Origin of the sequence: Gluconobacter vitians, from assembly GCF_015244565.1 — a bacterium.
Taxonomy (GTDB): Bacteria; Pseudomonadota; Alphaproteobacteria; order Acetobacterales; family Acetobacteraceae; genus Gluconobacter; species Gluconobacter vitians.
In genome coordinates, this window is the sequence record NZ_JABCQG010000008.1 from 113,291 (window position 1) to 136,877 (window position 23,587).

At 60.7% G+C, this 23,587-nt stretch carries 18 protein-coding genes; 9 read left to right on the forward strand and 9 right to left on the reverse strand.

Annotated features, from left to right (window positions below):
• Positions 1-67: 67 nt before the first annotated feature.
• The 3 genes from HKD24_RS07945 to HKD24_RS07955 all read left to right on the forward strand — a co-directional run bounded on the left by HKD24_RS07945 (position 68) and on the right by HKD24_RS07955 (position 5,090).
• Positions 68-619 (forward strand): VOC family protein, encoded by a 552-nt coding sequence (locus tag HKD24_RS07945; RefSeq protein ID WP_194259808.1) that lies wholly within the window; start codon positions 68-70, stop codon positions 617-619.
• On the forward strand, positions 616-1,131 hold the full coding sequence (locus tag HKD24_RS07950; protein WP_194259810.1) for a cupin domain-containing protein: 516 nt from the start codon (positions 616-618) through the stop codon (positions 1,129-1,131). Before HKD24_RS07945 ends, HKD24_RS07950 begins: the two co-directional genes overlap by 4 nt.
• A 674-nt stretch (positions 1,132-1,805) precedes the next feature.
• Positions 1,806-5,090, forward strand: coding sequence for a TonB-dependent receptor domain-containing protein (locus HKD24_RS07955; RefSeq protein ID WP_194259811.1), 3,285 nt, complete (start codon positions 1,806-1,808; stop codon positions 5,088-5,090).
• Positions 5,091-5,229: 139 nt separating this feature from the next.
• Here HKD24_RS07955 and HKD24_RS07960 read toward each other — a convergent pair whose 3' ends face one another.
• Genes HKD24_RS07960 through HKD24_RS07970 form a run of 3 tightly spaced genes read right to left on the reverse strand, consistent with a single transcriptional unit; the run spans position 5,230 to position 7,720 of the window.
• On the reverse strand, positions 5,230-6,465 hold the full coding sequence (locus HKD24_RS07960) for an NAD(P)/FAD-dependent oxidoreductase (protein ID WP_194259812.1): 1,236 nt from the start codon (positions 6,463-6,465) through the stop codon (positions 5,230-5,232).
• A gap of 38 nt (positions 6,466-6,503) precedes the next feature.
• On the reverse strand, positions 6,504-7,472 hold the full coding sequence (locus tag HKD24_RS07965; protein ID WP_194259813.1) for a nucleoside hydrolase: 969 nt from the start codon (positions 7,470-7,472) through the stop codon (positions 6,504-6,506).
• Positions 7,469-7,720 carry a DUF3297 family protein gene (locus tag HKD24_RS07970; protein WP_041112680.1) on the reverse strand — a complete coding sequence of 84 codons (252 nt, stop codon included), beginning with the start codon at positions 7,718-7,720 and terminating at the stop codon, positions 7,469-7,471. Before HKD24_RS07970 ends, HKD24_RS07965 begins: the two co-directional genes overlap by 4 nt.
• Positions 7,721-7,902: 182 nt before the next feature.
• Between HKD24_RS07970 and HKD24_RS07975 the strand changes: the two genes are divergently transcribed.
• The 4 genes from HKD24_RS07975 to HKD24_RS07990 all read left to right on the forward strand — a co-directional run bounded on the left by HKD24_RS07975 (position 7,903) and on the right by HKD24_RS07990 (position 15,325).
• Positions 7,903-9,108, forward strand: coding sequence for an alpha/beta fold hydrolase (locus HKD24_RS07975; RefSeq protein WP_194259814.1), 1,206 nt, complete (start codon positions 7,903-7,905; stop codon positions 9,106-9,108).
• A gap of 80 nt (positions 9,109-9,188) precedes the next feature.
• On the forward strand, positions 9,189-9,992 hold the full coding sequence (locus HKD24_RS07980; protein WP_194259815.1) for an SDR family NAD(P)-dependent oxidoreductase: 804 nt from the start codon (positions 9,189-9,191) through the stop codon (positions 9,990-9,992).
• A gap of 80 nt (positions 9,993-10,072) precedes the next feature.
• Positions 10,073-13,378, forward strand: coding sequence for an efflux RND transporter permease subunit (locus tag HKD24_RS07985; protein WP_194259816.1), 3,306 nt, complete (start codon positions 10,073-10,075; stop codon positions 13,376-13,378).
• Positions 13,379-13,399: 21 nt separating this feature from the next.
• Complete coding sequence (locus HKD24_RS07990) at positions 13,400-15,325, forward strand: alpha/beta fold hydrolase (protein ID WP_194259817.1); 1,926 nt, start codon at positions 13,400-13,402, stop codon at positions 15,323-15,325.
• 34 nt (positions 15,326-15,359) lie between these two features.
• On the opposite strand, the gene flgA is transcribed toward HKD24_RS07990, so the two are convergent.
• From flgA to HKD24_RS08020, 6 genes are all read right to left on the reverse strand, one after another.
• On the reverse strand, positions 15,360-16,352 hold the full coding sequence (gene flgA, locus HKD24_RS07995) for a flagellar basal body P-ring formation chaperone FlgA (protein ID WP_228124255.1): 993 nt from the start codon (positions 16,350-16,352) through the stop codon (positions 15,360-15,362).
• A 2-nt stretch (positions 16,353-16,354) separates the two neighbouring features.
• Entirely contained in the window at positions 16,355-17,146 is a 792-nt protein-coding gene (gene flgG / locus HKD24_RS08000) for a flagellar basal-body rod protein FlgG (RefSeq protein WP_062510908.1), read from the reverse strand.
• A gap of 34 nt (positions 17,147-17,180) precedes the next feature.
• Complete coding sequence (flgF, locus tag HKD24_RS08005) at positions 17,181-17,921, reverse strand: flagellar basal-body rod protein FlgF (RefSeq protein WP_194259818.1); 741 nt, start codon at positions 17,919-17,921, stop codon at positions 17,181-17,183.
• An 82-nt stretch (positions 17,922-18,003) separates the two neighbouring features.
• On the reverse strand, positions 18,004-19,185 hold the full coding sequence (locus tag HKD24_RS08010) for a GNAT family N-acetyltransferase (RefSeq protein WP_194259819.1): 1,182 nt from the start codon (positions 19,183-19,185) through the stop codon (positions 18,004-18,006).
• Between the two features lie 23 nt (positions 19,186-19,208).
• A complete protein-coding gene (locus HKD24_RS08015) occupies positions 19,209-19,676 on the reverse strand; it encodes a RidA family protein (protein ID WP_011252523.1) in 468 nt (155 codons plus the stop codon).
• Between the two features lie 99 nt (positions 19,677-19,775).
• Positions 19,776-21,554, reverse strand: a complete 1,779-nt coding sequence (locus HKD24_RS08020) for a chloride channel protein (protein ID WP_194259836.1) — start codon at positions 21,552-21,554, stop codon at positions 19,776-19,778.
• A 167-nt stretch (positions 21,555-21,721) separates the two neighbouring features.
• Between HKD24_RS08020 and HKD24_RS08025 the strand changes: the two genes are divergently transcribed.
• Both HKD24_RS08025 and HKD24_RS08030 read left to right on the forward strand, forming a co-directional pair.
• Positions 21,722-22,489, forward strand: coding sequence for an alpha/beta fold hydrolase (locus tag HKD24_RS08025; protein ID WP_194259820.1), 768 nt, complete (start codon positions 21,722-21,724; stop codon positions 22,487-22,489).
• Positions 22,490-22,756: 267 nt separating this feature from the next.
• Positions 22,757-23,440 carry a hypothetical protein gene (locus HKD24_RS08030; RefSeq protein ID WP_228124256.1) on the forward strand — a complete coding sequence of 228 codons (684 nt, stop codon included), beginning with the start codon at positions 22,757-22,759 and terminating at the stop codon, positions 23,438-23,440.
• Positions 23,441-23,587 lie beyond the last annotated feature (147 nt).

Genomic DNA, 23,587 nt, shown 5'->3' on the forward strand with positions numbered 1-23,587 from the left:
TGACAGGCATTATGGCAACCGTGCGTTTCCTCAAGGGTTGAGATCTTCCACAACGGAGGATCTCATCTTGAGCACAGATCATTCAGGATTGCCGCGCGGCATTGACCATGTCGGCGTCACCGTCCCGGACATCGAAGCTGCCATCCGCTTTCTGGAAGAAGCCTTTGGCGCGGTTGCGCTCTATCGCAACGTTACCCGCACCGAGCCACAGAAAGGCCCGCAGACGGAAAAGATCCTCGGCCTGCCCGCAGGTACCGTCGTGGTCGAAATGTGCATGATGGCGCTGGGACATGGCCCGGGCATCGAGCTGTTTGAAATGAAAGGCCCCGACCAGCGCGAGGCCGCCCGCCTCTGCGACTGGGGCCTCCAGCATTTCGCGGTCTATGTCGATGACATCCACGCCGCCTGTCACCGTTTCCGGGAAGCCGGCGGCGCGCTCCTGACCGAACCGCAGGGTCAGCCCTCCCTCGAAGCCGCGCCGGGGAACATGTTCTGCTACGGCCGCACCCCCTGGGGCATGATCGTGGAGCTGCTTTCCACCCCCCATCAGGAACGCTTCAACGACATCGCCCCCATGGACCGCTACCAGCCACCCCCGCGCGAAGGATCTGATGCATGACCCGCTTCCTCCCATTCGCCGCAGCCCTTCTGGCAGCAGCAACTTTCGGGCCGGTACACGCGGCCGATCCGACCCCGCCAACCGCCTGGTACTGGCATAACTGGACGGACCATGACGGCATCAGCCACATGACCCGCTGTCCGTTTCACAACTATGACCTGAAATCCATGTCCAAGCCGGCAGGGCCGCAATGGCAGGACCATGTTCATGAAGGCAACGCGCAGATCATCTCCACCGTGCAGCCCGCACACTGGGATGGAAGCTGGCATCCGGACCCGAAAGTGCAGTGGATCATCCCGCTGCAGGGTTCATGGTATGTGACAGCCATGGACGGAAAGAAGGTTGTCATGGGTCCGGGAGAGGTCTCCCTTGGTGAGGACCAGATGAGCCGCAAGGACGCCAAGGGCCATGTCGGGCATTTTGCTGGCAATGTCGGAGACGGCCCCGTTACCCTGATGGTCATACAGACCGATGAACAGCCGACCGTGGATCAGCCCTGCCGTTTCCACTAAAGGGCTTCTGGTGATCGGTGTCCGATCGGAACAAGCCGAATCCGGATCGACCGCCCGGATTCGGCGTTCCGGAAGACCCGTTCTGACAGATCGCCACGCTCGGATGGCATACCACCCTCTCCTGAAGCTGCTGCCCGCTCCTCCATATCGTGAATAATCCGCGAAAAGGTCGGGGAGCATTTTTTCGGATTTCAGCTTCGCCGGGTCAGTTACAAAACCCGGAAAAATACCATGACAAACCGTTACTAAGTTACGATACCGGTATTATAATTGCCGCTCAGAACATTCGATGGGGCAGGAAATTAAAATACAGATACGTCATAGATTTATAGAATAATATTTAAAAATTAAATGCAAAACATTTGTTTATTTTTTTAACAAAATTACTTCCGCAATATCAAAATTATCCTCAGGCAATATCCTGATTTCCTCTATTTACTACACAATATATATTCAGGAGTATATATTATATTCTAAGTATATTACTTGAATTATCTTGTCACAATTCTCTCAGGAATTAGAAATGTGACATAAGCGCAACGCCTTTAATGACATGTGACATGAGTGTTGCATTCCTGTGGCAAAATCATTGCGCACCGTTTCGATTTCCGATGAAAATATCGCCAGAGATAAAATCTACTTGCGACCTTCATCGAAAAGGAACAACGGCCGCGATGACCACCTCTGTGCACCACTCACTGAAAAGACGCGCTCCCGCACCCCGGACGCTTGTCCGGATGTTCCTGATGGCCGGCATTTCCTACAGTGTCCTGCCAAGTGTCAGTGCTCACGCCCAGACCACCACGACCACGCCCGCAAAACACGCTTCCGCTCACAAGAGCGCAGCCAGGAAAAAAGCTCCGGCAAAGGCTGCGACGACATCTGTAGCCCAGGCGACGCCGGTTGCTGCAGCTCCTGCCGCTACGACTGCGGCACCGGTTGCAACAGCTACGGCGGCCGCTCCGGTCACCCAGACGAACAGCAAAGTGCTGCAGCAGGGAACCGAAGCTTCGGGTTCAGCTGAAGTCGTCACGGTCACCGGTACACGTCTGTCCCAGACGCGCCTGACAAATGTCATGGCGGGCACCTCGCTCAGCGCCGACCAGATCAAGAAGCGCGGTTACACCGATATCGGCATCGCGCTGATGCGTGAAAACCCGGCTTTCGGTATCGGCGACAACTCGCCGATCGGCAGCCAGGGCAGCTTTGGTGCCGGCCAGTCCTACACCTCGCTCCTGAACCTCGGCAGCCAGCGCACCCTGACGCTGATCGACGGCATGCGTATGGTTGGCGGTGAAACGGCCTCCCTTTACGGCGCGGGTTCGGGCTCGCAGGTGGACATCAGCGCCATTCCGACATCCCTGCTGAAGGGCGTGGACACCAAGCTGGGCGGCGCAGGCGCGGCCTATGGTGCGGATGCCGTGGCGGGTGTGGTCAACTACCAGCTTGACGACCACTTCACCGGCGTGGACTTCAATGCCCAGGGCAACTGGAGCCAGAAGCTGGATGCCCCCGGCGAGAAGATCACCTTCAAGGTCGGGCATGACTTCGATCACGGCAAGGGTGGCATGGTCTTCGACGTCGAATACCGCAATAGCGGCGGCATGCTCGACAATGACCGGATCAACCTGACCGGCCGGAATGCCACGACCTATGTTCGTGAGCCCATTGGTTCGACGTCGCCCTACACCTATGATTTCGCTCGCAGCGCCCGTAACGTCATCGCATCCGTCACCGGTGTTCCGCAGCTGACCGGCGGCCATCCGCCAATCTATGGCGGCAAGGTTGTGGACGGCATTTCCAATGCCGCTGGCCAGCCCCTGATGTTCAGCAGCAATGGCCAGTCCCTCGTCCCGATGACGTGGAACTACGCTACCAAGAGCCCGACAACGGTTGTGGGCGGCAACGGAACTGCACTTCAGGATTACGGCCAGCTTTACGCCCCGACCCAGAAGCTGAACCTGACCCTGCTCGGTCATTACGACATCACCGACCACATCCACGCGACGTGGCAGGGCTGGTACGCACGTGGCACCGCATCAAGCGAAGTCGCACAGGGTACGTGGTCGACGCCGACGTTCAACGAGCCGTTGACGCTGGAGAACTACCACAATGACGGTGCGGTCACCGGAGCCTACCAGCTCAGCACCAACAACCCGTTCCTGACGGCTGCTGAACGGGCGACAATCACGAACGCCCTCGCCGCCAAAGGTCTTCCCACCGATACATTCTACATGTCGCGCCTGAACCAGGATCTCGATGGTGGCATGTATCAGACGACAATGCAGATGTACCGCTTCCAGGGTGGTCTGAACGGTGACTTCGATGCCGTAGGTCGTCACTTCAACTGGAAAGTTACGGGTGAATACAGCCGTTATCTGAACGACACATGGCAGCCGTCCATTGTGGCACAGAACCTGATCAACGCGCTCAATGTCACGACTGATGCCGGCGGCAACATCATCTGCTCGCCCGGTTACACCAGCGCACCCGTCAAGACCCGCAGTTCCACATGCGCACCGTTCAATCCGTTTGGTTCGGGTCAGTCCACGCCTGCGGCTGTCAACTACATCACGGCGGACGCGCATCAGAAGAACGCGAACGCACAGCGTGACATCCAGGCCGAAATCTCCAGCACGGTCATGCGTCTTCCCGCTGGCGACGTGCGCTGGGATATCGGTTACGAGCATCGCCGCGAAGGCTATCGCTTCAACCCGGGTGCCTTCTCCCGCGGCTGGGAACAGGACGACGGTTCGTACCTGCAGTACGGCAGCTCGACCTCGCTTCCGCCCACGGGTGGCGCGTATCACACGCATGAAGTCTTCGGCGAACTTGATGTTCCGCTGGTCTCGCCCAACATGCACGTCCCCGGTGTCTACAGCCTGTCCGCCACGGCGAACGGCCGTTACATCAACAACAGCATGACCGGCGGCTACTGGACCTACATGTTCGGTGGAGCCTGGTGGCCGACGCAGGACATCGGCCTGAGCGGCAACTATGCCCGCTCTGTCCGTAACCCGTCCGTCACCGAACTGTTCGCGCCGCAGAGCACGGACTATGAAGACGGTATCGATCCCTGCTCGTCCGCTGGCCTCAATTCCGGCCCGAACCCCGCCGTCCGTGCGGCCAACTGCGCCAAGGCCGGAATCAAGCAGCCGTTCGAATCCAACTTCAACAACTTCACCGTGCAGGGAACTACCGGCGGTAACAGCAAGCTGAAGAACGAAGTCTCCACCAGCTACACCGGCACCCTGGAACTTCGTCCGCACTTCATCCGCGGTTTCGACTTCCGCGGCTCCTTCGTGGACGTGAAGATCAACAACGCGATCACGTCTCTTGGTGCCCAGGACATCATGGACGGCTGCTACGACTCGACGTCCTATGGTCCGAGCAATGCCTATTGCGCCGCCTTCACACGCGGAGCGGATGGCCAGCTCGAGAACTTCACGGCCGGCTATTACAACATCGCCAACTACGAGACGCAGGCTCTGCAGGCCAATATCGAATACAACACTCCGCTGTCACGCTTTGGCCTGCCGTCCTCGGCTGGTGAAATCGGCCTGACCGGAAACTATGTCCACTATCTCAAGAGCCAGCAGAGCTATCTCGGCAACACCTATCTGCTGACCGGCACGACGGGCTCGCCCAACGACAACTTCACGCTTAACGCGAACTATATCCGTGGTCCGTTCACCCTTCAGTGGCAGACCCTCTGGTATGGTCCGTCCCACTACGCGGTCCAGGTCCCTGCGACCCAGTACTTTGCCAACAAGCGTCCGTCCTTCGCCATGTTCAACCTGACGCTTGGCTACGAGATCACCAAGAATTTCAGCGCCAACTTTATGGTCAACAACATCACGAACGCGCTGCCGAAGTATCCCGGTACGGTCAGCCTGACGCGTTACTACGATGCGATCATCGGCCGTTCCTTCCAGATGAACCTCGGCGTTCATTTCTGATCCTTCGATCAGACGGGACACTGGAAAAGAGGGGCTTCGGCCCCTCTTTTTTGTCTGTCGTCCCACACGCAGGCACAAAAAAACGGGACGGATTTTCATCCGCCCCGTTTCCGGTTCCAGCTCCCGGTAAAGGAAAAGGTCAGCCCGTCTCTTTGGGCGTGTGCTTGACCTTGATGTTGTAGCCTTTGAGCATTCCGTACCAGTACAGACGGGGGAAGACTTCCGTCTTGAGGAACCAGGCGAAGCGGCTGGGCTTGCGCTGGTCATACGGGAAGCTCGGCGCCACCTTGCCGCCATACAGGAACTCGGCCAGCACGACCTTGCCATAGGACACTGTCAGCGGGCAGGCGCCATAACCGTCATAGCTGCCCATCTGCGGGCGGCCATCGAGCGAGGCCAGCAGGTTTTCCACCACGACCGGAGCCTGTTCGCGGGCTGCGGCGGCTGTCTTGGCATTGCTGGTGCCCAGAACGTCACCGGCCCCGAAGATGTTGTCATAGGTCTTATGGCGCAGGACGGTCGGATCGACGTCCAGCCAGCCGGCATCGTTGGCGAGCGGGCTTTTCTTGACGAAATCCGGAGCGCTCTGCGGTGGCACGACATGCAGCATGTCGAACTGGCGCACCACGGTCTGGTCCGTTCCGACGATCTGGAACGTGGCCTCACGCTTCTCGCCATCCACCTTGATCAGGTTTTCCTTCAGATGAAGGTTCACGCCGTAATAGTCGATCTCGCGCTGAAGCGAGGGAACGAAATACGGCACACCAAACAGGGCGTTTCCGGCCAGCGAGAAATCGACCTCCGTGCGATGCAGCGAGCCTTCGCGGCGCCAGTGATCGCAGGCCAGATAGACGATCTTCTGCGGCGCGCCGGCGCATTTGATGGGCATGGGCGGCTGCGTGAACAGCGCCTTGCCACCATCCAGATGCCGGATGCATTCCCACGTGTAAGCAGCCGTCTCACGCGAATAGTTCGACGTCACGCCATTGCGGCCCAGCGTTTCGGGCAGGCCTTCGATCCTGTCCCAGTCCAGCTGAAGGCCGGGGCAGACAACCAGACGGCGATACTCGACAATACGGCCGCTTTTCAGCGTGACGGTATTGGCTTCGGGCTGGAAGCTCTCAACGCTGTCGCGCAGCCAGGTGACATTGCGCGGAATCAGGCCGCCTTCCTGCCGCAGCGTTTCGGGCAGCGTCATCACGCCTGCGCCCACAAGGGTCCAGCCCGGCTGGTAAGCATGAGTCGTGGACGGCTCGATGATGGCGATCGACAGGTTGGCGCGTTCACGCCTGAGCTGGGCTGCAATGGTAATGCCGGCGGCACCGCCACCAACGATGACGACTGAGAAGCGATCCTGCTGGGTCGGGTCTGCCATGTTCGGTTACTCCAACGTCATTGTACGACGGAAAGAGTCTAGTCCAGAAGGGCAAGTCTTTCCGTCAGAAGGGAATAGAAGGCGTCTGAATCAACGTCATTGATCCATAACGCGTTCGGAACGCGATCGGTTACGTTCCACAGGTCAACAACACTCTGACCCATGCACAGAGGTGCGTCGACCTCGATTTCCACATTGCAGTCGCGCCCCGAGAACAGTTCCGGCTTCAGAAGCCAGCCGATGGTGAGCGGATCATGCAGTGCACCGCCCTCCCAGCCGTATTTCAGCTTCTCGAAGCGATCTTCCGCCCCCAGCATCCGCACCACCATGTCCGTCACCGGCGTGCCGACCGCAGCAATCGGTGCCAAACGGGCCGGTGTGGCAATGGCGCGATGCGTCACGTCCAGCGGCAGGAGCGTGATGGGGATGCCGGAATGCATGACGATCCGGGCGGCGTGAGGGTCCACAAAAAAATTGAATTCTGCGGTCGGCGTGATGTTGCCGCCTTCGCGCTGGGCCCCGCCCATGGCCACGACTCCCGCGATCCGGGAGGCGATATCCGGCGCATGGGTCAGCGCAAGAGCCAGATTTGTCATCGGGCCGAGGCAGACGAGCGTGATCGCGCCCTCGGGTTCACGACGCAGCAGGTCCACCAGCCAGGTCGCGGCATCAATCGCCTGCGGCCGCAGAGTCGGCTCTGGAAGATCGGCGCCGGCCATGCCCGTTTCGCCATGGACATGCTCGGCGCTGATCGGCGCGCGGTGCAAGGGACGGGCCGCGCCCCCGAAAACGGGAATATCGGTGCGGCCTGCCAGTTCGAGCAGGGCGCAGGCATTCTTCGTCGTCAGGGCAACAGGCACATTGCCGGCAACGGTCGTGATGGCCTCGACCGTCAGTTCCGGCGAGGCCAGCGCCAGCAGGATGGCAACCGCATCGTCCTGACCCGGATCGGTGTCGATGACGATGCGGCGGGGTGCGATCGGTGCGGAGCCGGCCTGTGTCATCATGCTTCTTCTTCGGAGTCCTTGATCCAGACCTCGACCGGTCCTGTGACCTTGATCGTCATCGGACGGCCGCGGCGATCCAGCGTCTTGCCGACGGCCAGACGGACCCAGCCTTCGCTGATGCAGTATTCTTCAACGGTGGTGCGCTCTTCGCCCTTGAAACGGACACCGATGCCGCGCGAGAGCAGCTCTTCGTTGTAATACGGGCTGTCCGGGCTGGCGGAGAGACGATCGGGAATGGTGTCGGTCATGGCGGGGCTATCCTCGTTTGTATCAGATCCGATCATGTCGGACCGGCGCGTCAGAGGTCTTCTCTGTAGCGCCGGATGGACGGCTCTCCAAGTCCACCTGGGTTCCGCAACCGGACATGGCCGCTCCCACAAGGCGCAGAGCACTGCTATGAGAGACGCTTCCCGTCGGAGACAGACCTCTCATGCCGTACTGCTCTTTTCGCCGCAAACCGGAGCGCCGCCTTCCCGGACTGACCGCCCTCGCATCGCTTCTGATGCTGCTGACAGCGGGAGTCGCCCTGTCCGGCTGCGCCTCGGATGATGATGGCGATAACTGGTCCGTCAGCGCGCCGGTTTCGGCCGGACAGGCCATCCGGCTGGATTCCGTACCGTCCCATGAGCCGGCCTCGGTCTATCGCCTGACCTATCGCAGTACGGATGCCCGCAATCCGCAGCAGCTCGTCCGCGTCTCCGCCCAGGTTCTGGTCCCGCGCGGTCGTGCGCCGGCGGGCGGCTGGCCTGTTCTGGCCTGGGCGCATGGGGAAAGCGGCCTGCACCTGACCTGCGCGCCGTCCGTTATGGGGATCGGCACCGTGCAGGCGCATTTCTATGACGGATGGCTGCGTCAGGGCTTTGCGATCGTCGCGACCGACTATCCCGGCATGGGCGAGCCCGGCGCGCCGCTGCTGCTGAATGCACATTCGGAAGGCATGAGCGTGCTCGATTCCGTCCGCGCCGCCCGAGAGCGCCTGCCGGACCTATCGGAGAACGTAGTGCTGAACGGTCATGCACAGGGCGGTCAGGCAGCCCTCGCCGCTGCGGCCATGGCTTCGACCTATGCGCCGCATCTGCGGATTCTGGGCACGATTGCCGCAGCCCCCCCCTATCTCGACCAGCAGACGGTGCAGGAACTGCTGCACCCCGCCAATCCGCGCAGCTTCTCGCCAGCCGTGCCGGAACTGCTGACGCTCGGGCAGTCGCTGGTCGAGGCCGATCCGTCCACGGACATCAACGAGGCTTTCACGCCCCGGGGACAGCGTCTCCTGCATGAGGCCGGGTCCATGTGCGCCTCGGATTTCTTCCCGATCGCCAAACGCTCCGGTTTGACGCCCGCAACCCTGCTCGAACCCGAAGCGGACCGTGTGCTGGCGCCGGTTTTCGACTGGGCGAAATATCCCGGCTTCTCCCTGCCCTCACCCGTGCTCATCGAGTCCGGCGCGCAGGATCTCCACACCTCCACCAGCCAGCAGAAGCGCCTCGTCGCCCGTCTTTGCACCGCCGGAACCGCCGTGACACACCGGATTCATGATGCCAGCCATAACGGCACCCTCGCCGCCATGATTACCGAGGCCCACAGCTTTGCCGGGCAGCTTCTGCAAGGCACGAAACCCCGTTCGGATTGCAATTAACCAGGCCAAGCACAGGGGCAGGAGATGTTTTCACCCCGGCGGGGGTCGCATCCCGGAAACACTCTGTTAGACTCTGCCGGATGAATATCCTGATTACAGGGGCGGCATCCGGCATTGGACGCGGTCTTGCCCTGAAGCTAGCCCGCCCCGGCGTTTCTCTGCAACTTTGCGATCATGCGGCAGACGGCCTGATGGAAACGGCCCGCCGATGCAATGAACAGGGCGCCAGAACAGTCCCCACCGTGCTGGATACGCGAGACCGTCAGGGCATGGCGGACTGGATCGCAACCGCTTCCGGCGAGCGGCTCGACATGGCGTTCCTCTGCGCGGGCATCACGGGCGGCCTGCCTCCCGAAGCCGATGACGGTCTGGTTCTGGAGCGCGAAGAGCGTGTGTGGGAGATGCTCGACACCAACCTGACTGGAACGCTCAACACGTTCTTTCCGGTTGTGCAGGCCATGCGCCGGCAGAAACGGAACGGCGAAAACCTTCGGGGCCGGATCTGCGTGATGGCCTCCATTGCAGGGTTCGTCTGCTATCCCGGCACACCATCCTATTCCGCCTCCAAGGCCGCTCTGGACCGGTTCGTCGTGGCCAATGCCGCCCGTCTGGAGCGCTTTGGCATCAGCCTGACCAGCATATGCTGCGGGTTTGTTGATACGCCCATGGTGAAGCAGAACCGTTTTCCCATGCCTGGGATGATTTCCACGGAAGACGCGGTTGGCCGGATCCTGCGCGGTACGCTGCGTCAGACCCGGCGCGTGATCTTTCCCGCCTGGCTGGTCATGGGTTCGCGCCTGATGGACCTGCTGCCACCCCGTCTGGCAGAGCGGTATTACGTGACCCAGCCTTCCGCGCAGCCCGCAGGGATGCCCGATTTCTGACGTCCTTCATGGCCGGAAACTGACATTTTGTGTCCTATCAGTAATGACCCGAAGCGCGGTTTTGTGGATAAACTGGACACATGAATTTCTGCCGCCTGTTCATAGACCGTCCTGTCGCGACGACACTGATGTCCATTGCCATCTTCATGGCGGGCTTCATCTGTTATCCACTGCTGCCTGTCGCCACGATGCCAGACATGACCACGACCGCCATCATGGTCGTGGCAACCCAGCCAGGTGCCGACCCGCAGCAGATGGCGACATCGGTCACCACACCTCTGGAACGCAGACTGGGATCGATCGCGGATCTGGAAAGCATCGAATCCGATACCAGTGCCGGACAGGCCCGGATCTTTCTGGAGTTTTCATCATCGCGGAACATCGACGGCGCGCTGCGTGACACGCAGGCCGCTCTACGCGCGGCACGTGCCGATCTGCCAACCGGCACGATGGATGCCGATCCGCAGGCCTTCAAAATGGATGGCGGTGGCTTCCCGGTCTATCTGATGAGCCTGACCGGCGACCAGAAAACCCAGGCCGAGCTCTACGATATTGCCAATATCCGCATCAAGCCGCTCCTGGCCGAGGTCAAAGGCGTGGGACGTGTGGAAGTCGTGGGATCGGCCAACCCTGCCGTGCGTGTCGAACTCAATCCCGGACCGCTCTATAAATGGGGCATCGGGTTTGAGGACGTGCGGACAGCTCTGGCATCGGCCAATGCTTTCACACCCAAGGGCTTTATCGACAGCAACGGCCAGCGGATGATGCTGTCCACCAATGATCAGGCAATCAATGCCGCCCAGTACCGTGACCTGATCGTCGGATACCGCAACAACTTTTATCCCGTCCGGCTGAGTGACATCGCCACCATCACCGACAGCGTTCAGGACGTTTACCAGACCAGCTACATCAACGGGCATCGCGCCATTACCCTCGTCGTGACTGCCCAGCCGCATGCCAATACCGTGGCCATCGTGGACGGCATCAACGCCAATCTATCCCATCTGCGCGATGCCCTGCCGGCTGACGTCAATCTGGTCGTGGGCCTTGATACGTCCCGTTCCATCCGGGCGTCGCTGGCCGATGCGCGGCTGACGCTTGTCCTGTCCGTCGTGCTGGTCGTGCTCGTGATCCTGCTGTTCTTCCGCAAGATGATCACGACGCTTATCCCTGCCGTGACAGTCCCCATCGCCCTGTCCGGCACGCTGGCGGCCATGTCGGCCTTCAACTTCACGCTCGACGTCCTGTCGCTCATGTCGCTGACCATCGCGGTCGGCTTCGTGGTCGATGACGCCATCGTCGTGCTGGAGAACATCGCCCGTCATATGGAAGAGGGGAAAGACCGCTACGAGGCCAGCCTGATCGGGGCTTCGGAAATCGGCTTCACGGTCCTCTCTATCAGCGCTTCGCTGGTCGCGGTGTTCATCCCGCTGTTGTTCCTGCCCGGCGGCGCAGGCTCGATCATGTTCGAGTTCTGCATGACGATGATCTCCGCCATCGTCATCTCGATGTGGCTTTCCCTGACCCTGACGCCGATGATGTGTGCGCATCTTCTGGAAATCGACCATGGGGACCAGCCGCGAAAGGGCGTATTCGGGGCCATCGCCTTCGTTACGGAAACATCCCTGGACTGGACGCTGCGGCAGTATGGCCGTTCCATGCACTGGTGCCTGCGCCATCCCGTCCTGATGGGCCTCACCCTGCCGCTCAGCTTCATCGTGCTGGTGGGGTCGATCGTGCTGATGCCCAAGGAATTCATCCCGTCGCAGGACATGTCTCTGCTGGCCGGACGCATCAAGGGCGATGCCACCATGTCGTTCGATGAGATCGACAGACGTCTGCGCGTGGTGGGCGCCGTGGCCCAGACGGACCCGGACGTGCTGTCCACCACGATCTTCAGCGACGACAAGAACAGCGGCGAGCTCTACCTGCATCTGAAGGAAAAGGATCAGCGGGCTTCGGCCGAGACGATCCTGGACCGGATCCGCAAGCGCCTGCCCAATGAGCCGGGCGCGGATGTCTCGTTCTGGAGCGTTGGCGGCAGCAGTCAGGGCGGCAACAGTTCAAAGAACACCGGCAGCTACCGGTATGTCCTGCGCGGCGACAATGTCTCCGACCTGTTCGGCTATGTCCCCACATTGCTGGGAGCCCTGCGGGCTTCGGGCAAGCTGGTCAATGTGTCTTCCACGACCGAAGGGCAGTCCGTCGCGGCCTACATCACCGTCGATCGCGATACGGAAGCGCGGTATGGCGTAACGCCGCAGCTCATCCAGAATGTGCTGTATGACTCCTATGGTCAGGCCATCGCGTCCACGATCCACCTGCCTACCACCGATCACCGCGTGGTCATGGTTCTGGCCCCGCAGTACCGGGTGGACCCCGAAACCCTCAAGCAGGTCTGGATTTCCACATCTGCCGGAACCGCCGCCGGTGGCGTGGCCTCCAACCTGATCCGTGTCCGCAGCGATGCCAGCACTTCGGCAAACAGCTTCACGTCCCTGGCGACCGCATCGATCCAGAACTCGCTGGCCAACCAGATCTCGGGCAACACCTCAAGCGGTGCGGCTGTCTCGTCCTCGACCGAGACCATGATCCCGCTGATCAATGTCGCCTCCGTCCTGTGGAAGCCCCAGCCGCTCGATATCACCCATCGCGGCAATTACTATTCCGCCAATATCTCGTTCGATCTGGCGACGGGGGTGAGCTATAATGACGCGGTCGAGCTGATCAAACAGACCATGCAGGAGACACATGCTCCGGATGGCGTTCTGGGCGACTTTACCGGGACGGCCGGCGATACCCGCAAGCTCATGATCAATGGCGGGCTGGCGTTCCTCGCCGCGATTGCTGTGATGTATATTGTGCTGGGTATTCTTTATGAGAGCCTGATCCATCCCATCACGATCCTCTCCACCCTGCCTTCCGCTGGTATCGGCGCGGTTCTGGGACTGTGGATCGCCGGTGAGTCCTTCAGCATCATTGCCATGATCGGCATCATCCTGCTGACAGGCATCGTCAAGAAGAACGCCATTCTCGTCATCGACTTCGCCATCCATGCCGAACGTGTCGAGAAGCTCTCCCCCAAGGAGGCCATCTTCAAGGCTTCGATCACCCGCTTCCGTCCCATCCTGATGACGTCCCTCGCCGCCGCTCTCGGTGCGGTGCCGCTCATCATCAGCAATGGCTATGGCGCGGAAATGCGCCGTCCGCTGGGTGTTTCCATCCTTGGCGGCATGGTCGTCAGCCAGCTTCTGACGCTTTACACGACACCGATCGTCTATCTGTGGATGGACGCCATCGGTGCGAAAGCCAAACGCCTGTGCCACTGGCTGCTCGGCCTTCTGCGCCGCCACAGCACTGCCAATCCTTCCGCCAAACAGATCTGAAACCGGATAAAATAGCGCCTCATGACCCTCTCCCATCGCCTTGCCCTGCTGGCCGCCCTGTTCCCCGTGACGGCACTGGCCGCACCCGTCCAGCTTTTCGACCATATTTCCATCTCCCCGGATGGAAGCCGACTGCTCTCGCTGGAAGAACCGGCCGGGGAGTCCGGACAGACCGTCATTTCACGGCCGGTGCTTTATGCTCTCCCGTCCGGCGCCCGCAGCACCCTGCCTCTGTGTCATGGCTGTGAAGCAAGCTCGTTCGCGTGGCGCCGGGACGGGCAGGCACTGGCCTATGTCCTGAAAGATCCTTCGGTCAAAACCCTGTCGGTCTGGCAGGCGGACCGGGACGGTCACCATGCGGTGCAGGTCCTGACCTTCAAGGGAACGCTTCAGTCCCTGTCCTACGGTCCCAAAGGACAGCTTGGCGTTCTGGCGATCGAAAACGCGCACCGCCAGCCCGGCGCGATGGAAGCCGGAGCGCCTCCGTCGGGAGAAATCAACGCGCAGATCGACGAACAGCGGATCGCTACAATCGAAAACGGTCACCTGAACTGGCAGTCGCCGGCAGATTTGTATGTCTACGAATATGACTGGCGGCCGGACGGACAGGGCTTTGTCGCCACGGCAGCCCCGGGCAATGGGGATGATCACTGGTGGATCGCAAAGCTCCACGCCATTGAAAACGGCCACGACACCGTCCTTTACACACCACCCCAGCAACAGCAGCTCAACCTGCCACGTGTCTCCCCCGACGGAACAAAGGTCTCCTTCATCGGCGGCCTGATGAGTGATTACGGGGCGATTGGCGGCGATGCCTATAGTCTGGATCTGACAAAGCCCGGCGCCCAGCCTGTCAATCTGACACCGGGCCTGAAGGCGACTGTCACCGACCTGTCCTGGGACTGTGGACCTGGCCTTATCGCCACGGGCCTCAAGGGAGATCGCAGCGTCATCTGGTCTCTTCAGGGTGGACTGAGGCCGCTGTGGGAAGAGACCATGATGCTGTCCAATGGCCGCTCCGAACCCAGCCTTTCCTGTGCCGGGCAGCACACAGCCATCATCCGACAGAGCTTCGAGAAAGCCCCGGAAATCGCCGCCGGTCCTATCGGGCAGTGGAAGCCTGTCAATCGCGACAATGCCGCCCTGCCACCCCATCTCAAGGCACGCAGCCTGACGTGGAAAAGCGATGGCTATTCCGTGCAGGGCTGGCTTCTGGAGCCCCTGAAGCGCAAGCCGGGCGTGGAGCAGAACGGCAAGGTTCCGATGATCGTCTACATTCACGGTGGCCCGTCCAGCGCTTCAAACCCGCGCTATTTCCGCGACAACAGCAAACTGGCGATGGCACTTCTGAATGCGGGTTATGACGTCTTCATGCCCAATCCACGGGGCAGCTATGGACAGGGCGAGGCCTTCACTGCCGCAAACCGCCGGGACTTCGGGCATGGAGATCTGCGGGACATCCTGCGCGGCGTCGATATGGCCGAAAAGGTCGCGCCCATTGATGACCACCGTCTAGGCCTGACCGGCTTTTCCTATGGTGGCTATATGACAATGTGGAGTGTCACCCAGACAGACCGTTTCCGGGCTGCCGCAGCAGGCGCCGGCATTGCGAACTGGCTGTCCTATTACGGTGAAAACAATATCGACAGCTGGATGCTGCCATTTTTCGGAAAGTCCGTTTACGACGATCCTGACATTTACGCGCACTCCTCGCCCATTCTCTATATCCGGCAGGCCCATACGCCGACCTTCATTTACGTCGGGTCAGCGGATGAAGAATGCCCGATGCCGCAGAGCCAGGAATTCTTCCATGCGCTTCAGACACTGCATGTCCCGAGCTCACTGGTCATCTATCCCGGACAGGGACATGGCATGAGCAGCCCACAGGCCTGGGATGATGCAGTCCAGCGCACCATTCACTGGTTTGACCGTTATCTGGTGAAATAACAGCCATGACCCGGACTTCCCTCTTTCTGAAGACTCAGAGAGAGGGAAGCGCCGTGCTCTGCTGATGGCTCCGGTTATCCGCGGAAAGAGGCATGATGCCAGGAATGACTTCCACCTGCGTCCGGTCCATCACACGTCCTGTCAGGACCATGTGGCTGCTGGCATTGTAGACATGCACGGTATCGCCTTTCCCCCCGGCTTCCAGGACCGTACCTGAAACCGTCAAATGCAGGCTCGGGCCGGAAAAGGTTGCGACCACCGGTGATCCGCGATGCACAAGCTGCGGATGGGCGAGCTGGGAGACACTGAGGACCTGTCCTGCCGCGAGGACGCCCCGTGCTTCAAGCCCGACAGCTTCATCAGGCGTCTGCAGGGCATCATCCGGGATGAGGCCGATGCGCACAAACGTCATGGTGACATCTTCGGGCAGAATGGGCTGCCCCACATGCATGGCATGACGCAGGGTCACGGCCCGGACTTCCATGGTCGCCGTTCCACTCACGTTGAACGCCGTTCCCTGTCCACCGCTGGCAGAGGGAACTTCAAGGCGCGCGGTGAAATGTTCGCTGCCATGAGGGGGCCGATCGATATGCAGGATCGTCGGTGCGCCCTGATCCGCAACCGGGACAGCTACGGGCTTGAACCCTGTCAAAGCCACCTCAACTCGTGCTTCGGAAGGCAGCTCCAGCCCCTGTCGCACGACAGGAATGACATCATCCACTGTAATCATGCGCGCCGCATGCGTGACGGTTGCGGATACCAGTGGCGAGGCGTCGGGCCAGTCAATGCCGAACTGGGCCGCAATGGCAGTCAACTGCGGACCACCCACAACATAGCTGGCGCCCAGTGCCGGGGCATCGCCGATCTCGGTATCCTGTCCTTTGCCCAGATCGGCGAACAGGTCGGACAGACGTACGCGCGGATGATCGACATTGACGTTTGTCCGCAGGGTCGCGGCAGAGGCGCACGACAGTGCTGTGCATCCTGCCAGCAGCAGCATGCCACCTTTCAGCAGGATACGGCTCATGCTTAGCCACCACCCAGATTGGTCACGGTTTTCATCATGTCGTCCGACGCGGTGATGACCTTGCTGTTCATCTCATAGGCGCGCTGGGCGGTGATGAGATCGGTGATTTCCGTGACGACGTTGACGTTCGAGTTTTCGACGTAACCCTGCATGATGCTGCCGTAACCGACGGCTTCAGGATTGCCCATCATGGCGTCACCAGATGCCGTCGTCTGGGTGAACAGGTTCTGTCCCATCGCAGCCAGGCCGTTCTCATTGGTGAAAATGCCAAGTTGAAGCTGTCCGACGAGAGTCGTGTTGTTCTGTCCGGCGATCTGCACACTGACCTGTCCGGACTGATCGACGGAGATGCTCTGGGCATTGTTGGGGATCGTAATGGTTGGGCTGATGAGATAGCCGTCCGCCGTCACGAGCGAACCGTTATTGTCCATCGAGAGCGTACCATCACGGGTATAGGCGAGCTGCCCGGACGGAAGCTGGACCTGAAAATAACCCCGTCCCTGCACGGCCAGATCCAGGGAGTTGCTGGTCTGCTCAAGACTGCCCTGATCGTTGATGCGGTAAATCGCGGCTGTTTTCACACCCAGACCGACCTGTGCGCCAGCCGGGATGGTCGTACCCGTATCGGATGAGCTGGCGCCGACGCGGCGGATGTTCTGGTAGATCAGGTCCTGGAACTCGGCACGGGAGCGCTTGTAGCCCGTGGTGCTCATGTTCGCGATGTTGTTGGAAATGGTTTCGACGTTGGTCTGCTGGGCCTGCATGCCCGTTCCGGCGATGTCGAGTGCGCGCATGGAGCGTTATCCTTGTCCCGTGAGGGTCGGTAAATCAGGCCGAGACCTGAACGATCTTGTCGATGGCGTTTTTCTGGCGCGTTGCTTCGGCGTCCACGAACTGCGCCATGAAGTCGAAGTTCCGCTGGATTTCCATCATCTGCGTGACTTCGGTCATCATCTGGACGTTGCTGCCTTCCACCATGCCCTGCACGATATTGGGCCGCTCGACAGCGGTGGTCGGCTGGTCGGAGCGCAGCAGTCTGCTGCCCTCCGCCTGGAGCTTGTTGTCGTCCTGTGCGGTTACGATACCGATCTGGCCCTGTTCGCCGGTTTCGGTCGAAATCACACCATCAGCGGAAATGGTAATACGATGGTCGGTCTGGGGCAGTTCAATTGGCTGGCCGTCACGGTCCAGCAGGGGATTTCCACTTTCATCGACAATGGCGCCGTCCTGCTGTTCCTCAAAGCGTCCTGCCCGTGTCAGGCGCACGCCATTGGCCGTACGGACCTGGAAATAGCCCTCGCCCCCCAGTGCGAGATCAAGGGGATTGCCGGTCGACTGCATGTCGCCCTGCTGGAAGTCCCGGTATGTCGCGCGGTCCTGCGTGTAGGATTCCGTATCCGCACCTTCGGCCTGCTTTGAGCCATGCTGGTGGGACAGGAAGTCGCTGAAAAGGACATTTTCGCGCTTGTAGCCCACAGTCGAGGCGTTCGACATATTGGCAGCGACCACGGACATGGCGCGCTGCTGGGCATCCATGCGCGAAAGCGCGATATAGGTACTGTTCTCCATGGGCTTTACAGGCTCCGGTCAATCCCGATTTCGGAGCACAGCCTAGCCGCAGAAAGCTTTCCCAATCGTTAAACGAACAGGGTTATCCCGACTCGCCGTGACGATATGGTGAAAGAGTTTCCAGTTCCGCCGCCTCTGCCTGCATGGCGACCCGTTCCTCTTCCACAAAGGCCGCCACGGCCTGTCGCAGACCGGGATCGAGGATGGCGTGCGCGGAATGGGTGAAGGTCGGAAGATAACCGCGCTGGATCTTGTGCTCGCCCTGCGCCCCGGCTTCGACACGGGACAGACCATGCTCGATGGCGAAGTCGATCGCACGGTAGTAACACAGCTCGAAATGCAGGAAGGGCCAGTCCCCCTCGCAGCCCCAGTTCCGGCCAAACAGCGCCTCCGTCCCCATGAGGTTCAAGGCACCGGCAACGGCTTTTCCGTCATGATGGGCCATCATCAGGACCACACGGTCTCCGAGCCGTTCGGACAACATGGGAAAGAAGCGCTCCGTCAGATAGGCGCTGCCCCATTTTCGGTCGATCGTGGACTGATAGAAGCGGTAGAACGCCTTCCAGTCCTCCGGGGTAATCTGGTCTCCGCGTAGCGTGCTGAAGGTCAGGCCGCAGGATTGCGCGGCGCTGCGTTCCTTACGAATGGATTTGCGCTTGCGGGAAGACAGGGCAGCCAGAAAATCATCGAACGTGGCGTAGCCATTGTTCTGCCAGTGATACTGGATGCCTGTGCGCGGCAGATAACCCGCCTCAATAAAAGCCTCCATCGAAGCTGCATCACAGAAATTGGCGTGCAGGGAGGACAGACCGAGTTGCACCGTGGCCTGAATGAGCGCGGAGGCCAGAGCCTGTGCCACGCCTTTCGGATCGGGCAGATCGGGTCGTAGCAGCAGCCGTGGGCCGGGAACCGGCGAGAACGGAACGGCGCAGACGAATTTTGGATAGTAGCGACCGCCCGCGGCCTCGTAAGCGCGGGCCCAGCTCTGGTCGAAGACATACTCGCCCCAGGAATGGGACTTTCCATAAAGTGGGGCGAGGGCCGCGATCGTCCCGTCCGGCGCACGCAGCACGGCATGGCGCACCAACCAGCCAGTGCGGTCCGCGACGGAACCACTGTCTTCAAGAGCGGACAGGAAGCCGAAAGAGACGAACGGATTATCCGTCCCCGCGCAGGCATCCCAGGCCTCGGCCCCGATCTCGTGGATCGAGGCATGGAGGCTCAGGCTCCAGTCGGGGGACGGGGCGGTGTCCGGTTCTCCCATTCGGTCTCTCCCATCCAGGGTGATCAGGCGATTTCGAACAGCGCCTCGACTTCGACCGGGGCGTTCACGGGCAGGCTCGGCACACCGATCGTGGAGCGGGCGTGACGGCCGGCATCCCCGAAAACCTCAACGGCCAGATCGGACGCGCCGTTCATGACAGTGGCCTGATCGGTGAACTCGGGCGTGCAGGCGATGAAGCCCCCCAGACGGACAACGCGCGTGATGCGGGAAAGATCACCGTCCAGTGCAGCCTTGGCCTGGGCCAGCACATTGATGAGGCAGGCGCGGGCACAGGCCACACCGGCATGAACCGACACCTCGTCCCCGAGCTTGCCGGTGATCAGCAGCTTGCCATCCACCAGCGGAAGCTGGCCGGAGACGATGAGCTGGTTTCCGGTGCGGACGGTCGTGACGTAATTCGCAACCGGAGCGGCTGCGACCGGCAGCGTGATCTCAAGGTCGGCGAGGCGGGAGTCGGGGGTTGCGGTCATGGCAGGTCTCCGGTTGGGGCGCCCGAAGCGGGCATCTGATGGGACGGTATGTTGAAACGGGAACGCCGTGATGCCAAGGGGCAAGAGCGCATCGGCGGATCAGGTCGGCAGGCTGTCATCCCCCGCCAGACTCCGGCGGCTGCGTTCGAGTTCCTCGGCATAGCGGCGCAGGGCGTGCTGTTCGGTCAGGGTTCCGATCACCTGCCGTGACTGCGGATCCTCGACGACCACCAGAGCGTCGGCCTCGGCTTTTTCGAACAGTTCGATGGCCTCGCGAATGTTCATATGCGGCGTGAGCATGGCGTTGCGGAACAGCGCCAGCGTTCCGATCGGCATCTGCGAAGCCGGAACAGCGTGCAGTTCCGCCAGTTGGACGATGCCATCATAATGTCCGTCCCCATCAAGCAGGACGATCCGCTGGGCCGAGCCGAGCGGGAACAGGGCCTGCGCGCGGTTTACAGGCGTTTCTGCCGGGAGCGTGCGAACCTGCCCGCGCATCATCCGGCGTACATTGAGCGAGCGCATCCAGCCGATATCGACGGCGGAGCGGATCGACTCACCGCGCAGATGGAAGCGCCAGGTTGCGAAGCTGTAGCCGAACAGTCGCCGCACGGTCAGGAGCGACAGCACCGCAGCCACGAGTGTGGCACCACTCATGGAGACGCTGCCGGTCAGTTCCAGCATCAGGCAGATCATGGTCATGGGGCTGCCGATCACGGCCACGGCCATGGCGCTCATGCCGACCAGCGCACAGGCCGTGACGGAATCCGGTGCAACGCCCAGCGGTTCCAGAAGTGTGCCGTAGATCGTGCCCGCCAGCGATCCAAGATAGAGCGATGCGAAAAACAGCCCCCCACGAAACCCGGACCCGATACACAGGCAGGACGCCAGAGCCTTCAGCAACAGCAGAACAACGGCCATCTGCGCGGTGACGTTTCCGGCAAAGACAGCCCGCATCGCCTCATGCCCGGCGGACAGGACGGATGGATGCAGCGTCGCCAGCCCGCCCACGATCAGACCGCCAACCGCAGGCCGCAGCCAGACCGGGCCGGGCATCTTACGGAACAGCGCCTCGGTCTGGGTGACGCAGAACATCAGGCCGATTGCTGTCAGGGCAGTCAGCACGCTGATGATGACCGCCCCGGCCGTGCCTTCCCAGGACAGGGTTCCCGGCGATGGAATAACGATGCCCGGCGGGACACTCCCCAGCGAGCGCGTCACGCCCACGCCCGCCAGCGCGGCGACCGCTACAGGGGACAGGCTTCCCAGAGAATAGGAGCCGATCACCAGCTCGAACGCATAGAAGGCCCCGGCCACCGGCGCATCGAACGCAGCCCCGATCGCAGCGCCGGCCCCGGCCCCCACCAGAACACGCAGATCCTCGCGGCGCACCCGGAAGGAGCGCCCGATCCGGGAGCCGAAAGCCGCGGCAATCTGGGTGAAGCCGGCTTCAAGCCCGATGGAACCGCCGACCCCGTTGGACAGAACCGTCTGACAGACAATGACCAAACTGTCCCGCACGGACATGCGGCCGCCATGCAGCGCGTTGGCCTCGATGGGGTCCACGGGACTGCGGGGCATGATTTTTGCGACCATGACGCCGAACAACCCGATCGCCAGCCCGCCCCCGGTCAGCACCGCTACCGTTCGCAGCGGCGGCAGGGTGGTCAGCCCGGACAGATGGCCGCCGGACATACCGGAGACGCCAAAAAGCAGCCGGTGCATGAAGAAGGTCAGATGGGTGACCACAAAAACGCACAGGCCCGACAGGATCCCGACGAATCCCGCCAGAACGCTCAGCCAGATCTCGTTTCCACGCACCAGGGTTCGCAGATTCGACGGCGCATGGGGGAACAGACGCGCCTGAAAGCGGTTCATCCGCTGACGCAGGACGCGGGACCTGTCCTGAAAACGGCCGGAAGAGCCGTCAGGAGATGCGGGCGAAGGGGCGGGACTGGTGGACAAGCGGGCTCCCGGGCGGCAGGTGTGATCCTGTTTGACGGCAAGCGCGTCGGCGATCAACAGCTGTCATGGAAGGATCATTGATGAAACTGCATGTCATCGAACGTGGCGAAGGTCCGGAAACGGTCGTCTTCCTGCATGGGCTGTTCGGACGGGCCCGGAACCTCGGCTTCCTCCAGCGCGGCGCGGCTGCCGATTTCCGGACTCTTGCGCTGGATCTGCGCAACCATGGCAACAGTCCGCACGGCCCCGTCAGCTATGCGCTCATGGCGCAGGATGTGCTGGAAACGCTGGACGATCTGGGTGTCGAGCGCTTTGCCGTCGTGGGTCACTCCATGGGCGGGAAGGTCGCGATGATGCTGGCTCTTGCCGCCCCCGAGCGGGTCACGAAACTGCTTGTTGCGGATATCGCACCGGCCCGGACGGGACATGGACATGGCGAGATGATCGCCCGGCTGGATGCCCTGACATTTCCGTCAGTTCTGGAGCGGCGGGACGGGCTGGATCTTCTGGAACCGGTCGTCGGCAACAGGGCCGTCGCGGAACTCCTGCTGCAGAACATCCGGCTGGGCGCATCCCCGGGATGGAGCATCGGATTCGATGATCTTGCCCGTGACATCCACGCGATCGAAAACTGGCCGAATCTGCAGATTGCACCCTACGAAGGGCCCGTTCTTTTCCTGCGTGGCGGCGAGTCGCCCTATGTCAGGCCAGAACATCACGATCAGATTCGCGCGCTCTTCCCCCATGCACTGATCCGGACCCTGCCGGGTGCCGGGCACTGGCTTCATGCCGAGCAGCCCCGTCCGTTCCTCCGCGAAATGATGGAATTCCTGCGCGCTCCGGCCTGACACAGAACATTACAAGATCAAATCGGTTTGAAAGCTGGCTGTTTTGCGCGAATCATATCATTACGATTAAGCAACATATTGAAACTCTAATATATTAATTTTTTGGTAATTTAATAAAACTCAATTAAAATTAAAGTAAAAGTTTTACTTTTCTGAAAAATTAACGACTACAACATTAATGCCTGAACGGCGCATGCAATAAACTTCATCAGGATTACGCGGATGTACGCTCTACTGTTCTCCGAGGCTTTGGTAAATCGCTCTGAAATGCGTGTCTTTACACGTGAGAAGATCTATTCTTCCGCGCTGGCCCGGGGCGCAGCTCATGGCGATAAAGAGACTATTCGGGCGATGATGATCGGATGGTGGCCTTTTATTCAGGCTTTTGAGCGCGCTATTGACGTGCGCGTCGGTCATCTTCCCATCAAGCCGCTTGTCCAGCGCTTTGGACAGACGCGTATCAAGGCCTTCTTTTCGGAAGCCCGTGAAGCCGTCCGCGAGATGAAGGAAGAGGAAGGCTCACACGCCATCCTGTGGGCAGACGGGGCAAAGGAATTCGGCCTCGACCTGTTCGGCACCCATTACGACACGCTTCCGAGCGTCCAGAAGCTGATTGCCAATGCCGACAGCGAAGATCCCGTGATCTTCTTCTCCTGGCTGGCCGCTGTGGAATACATCGCCGAAGAACTGGCCGCCTATCTGTGCCATGCGCCGAAGTTCACCAGCCTCTTTGCCAAGAAGAAGTGGACCTGGGGTCTGGCCCATGACGAGCATGAGCATGACGGTCCATCCCATCTGGAAATCGACGAGGATCTGGCCCGTGCCTATTATCCGTCCAACGATCCGGACATCACGCGTGCGGCCCTGACGGCCAATATGCGCGAATGCATTGAAATGTTTGAAAAAGCGAGCTTTGAGATTTACGCCACCGTGCCCGAAATGGCGCATTAACGAAACCTTAAGCCCTTATCGACTATCTCCGTGCCCGGTGTGCCATAACCGACGCGCGGAGATGTTGCCCGCAACAGATTCGTCCGCCGCAAAGAAAAACTTCATAAATCCCTGTCATCGTGGCACCCTCCTCCTCTATTGGGAAGG

What these genes read in the sequence shown, in the direction of transcription:
- HKD24_RS07950 (WP_194259810.1), top strand. Translation starts at nt 616, where the DNA reads ATGACCCGCTTCCTCCCATTCGCCGCAGCCCTTCTGGCAGCAGCAACT.
- HKD24_RS07955 (WP_194259811.1), top strand. Translation starts at nt 1,806, where the DNA reads ATGACCACCTCTGTGCACCACTCACTGAAAAGACGCGCTCCCGCACCC.
- HKD24_RS07960 (WP_194259812.1), bottom strand. Translation starts at nt 6,465, where the DNA reads ATGGCAGACCCGACCCAGCAGGATCGCTTCTCAGTCGTCATCGTTGGT.
- HKD24_RS07965 (WP_194259813.1), bottom strand. Translation starts at nt 7,472, where the DNA reads ATGATGACACAGGCCGGCTCCGCACCGATCGCACCCCGCCGCATCGTC.
- HKD24_RS07970 (WP_041112680.1), bottom strand. Translation starts at nt 7,720, where the DNA reads ATGACCGACACCATTCCCGATCGTCTCTCCGCCAGCCCGGACAGCCCG.
- HKD24_RS07975 (WP_194259814.1), top strand. Translation starts at nt 7,903, where the DNA reads ATGCCGTACTGCTCTTTTCGCCGCAAACCGGAGCGCCGCCTTCCCGGA.
- HKD24_RS07980 (WP_194259815.1), top strand. Translation starts at nt 9,189, where the DNA reads ATGAATATCCTGATTACAGGGGCGGCATCCGGCATTGGACGCGGTCTT.
- HKD24_RS07985 (WP_194259816.1), top strand. Translation starts at nt 10,073, where the DNA reads ATGAATTTCTGCCGCCTGTTCATAGACCGTCCTGTCGCGACGACACTG.
- HKD24_RS07990 (WP_194259817.1), top strand. Translation starts at nt 13,400, where the DNA reads ATGACCCTCTCCCATCGCCTTGCCCTGCTGGCCGCCCTGTTCCCCGTG.
- flgA (WP_228124255.1), bottom strand. Translation starts at nt 16,352, where the DNA reads ATGAGCCGTATCCTGCTGAAAGGTGGCATGCTGCTGCTGGCAGGATGC.
- flgG (WP_062510908.1), bottom strand. Translation starts at nt 17,146, where the DNA reads ATGCGCGCACTCGACATCGCCGGAACGGGCATGCAGGCCCAGCAGACC.
- flgF (WP_194259818.1), bottom strand. Translation starts at nt 17,921, where the DNA reads ATGGAGAACAGTACCTATATCGCGCTTTCGCGCATGGATGCCCAGCAG.
- HKD24_RS08010 (WP_194259819.1), bottom strand. Translation starts at nt 19,185, where the DNA reads ATGGGAGAACCGGACACCGCCCCGTCCCCCGACTGGAGCCTGAGCCTC.
- HKD24_RS08015 (WP_011252523.1), bottom strand. Translation starts at nt 19,676, where the DNA reads ATGACCGCAACCCCCGACTCCCGCCTCGCCGACCTTGAGATCACGCTG.
- HKD24_RS08020 (WP_194259836.1), bottom strand. Translation starts at nt 21,554, where the DNA reads ATGAACCGCTTTCAGGCGCGTCTGTTCCCCCATGCGCCGTCGAATCTG.
- HKD24_RS08025 (WP_194259820.1), top strand. Translation starts at nt 21,722, where the DNA reads ATGAAACTGCATGTCATCGAACGTGGCGAAGGTCCGGAAACGGTCGTC.
- HKD24_RS08030 (WP_228124256.1), top strand. Translation starts at nt 22,757, where the DNA reads ATGCGTGTCTTTACACGTGAGAAGATCTATTCTTCCGCGCTGGCCCGG.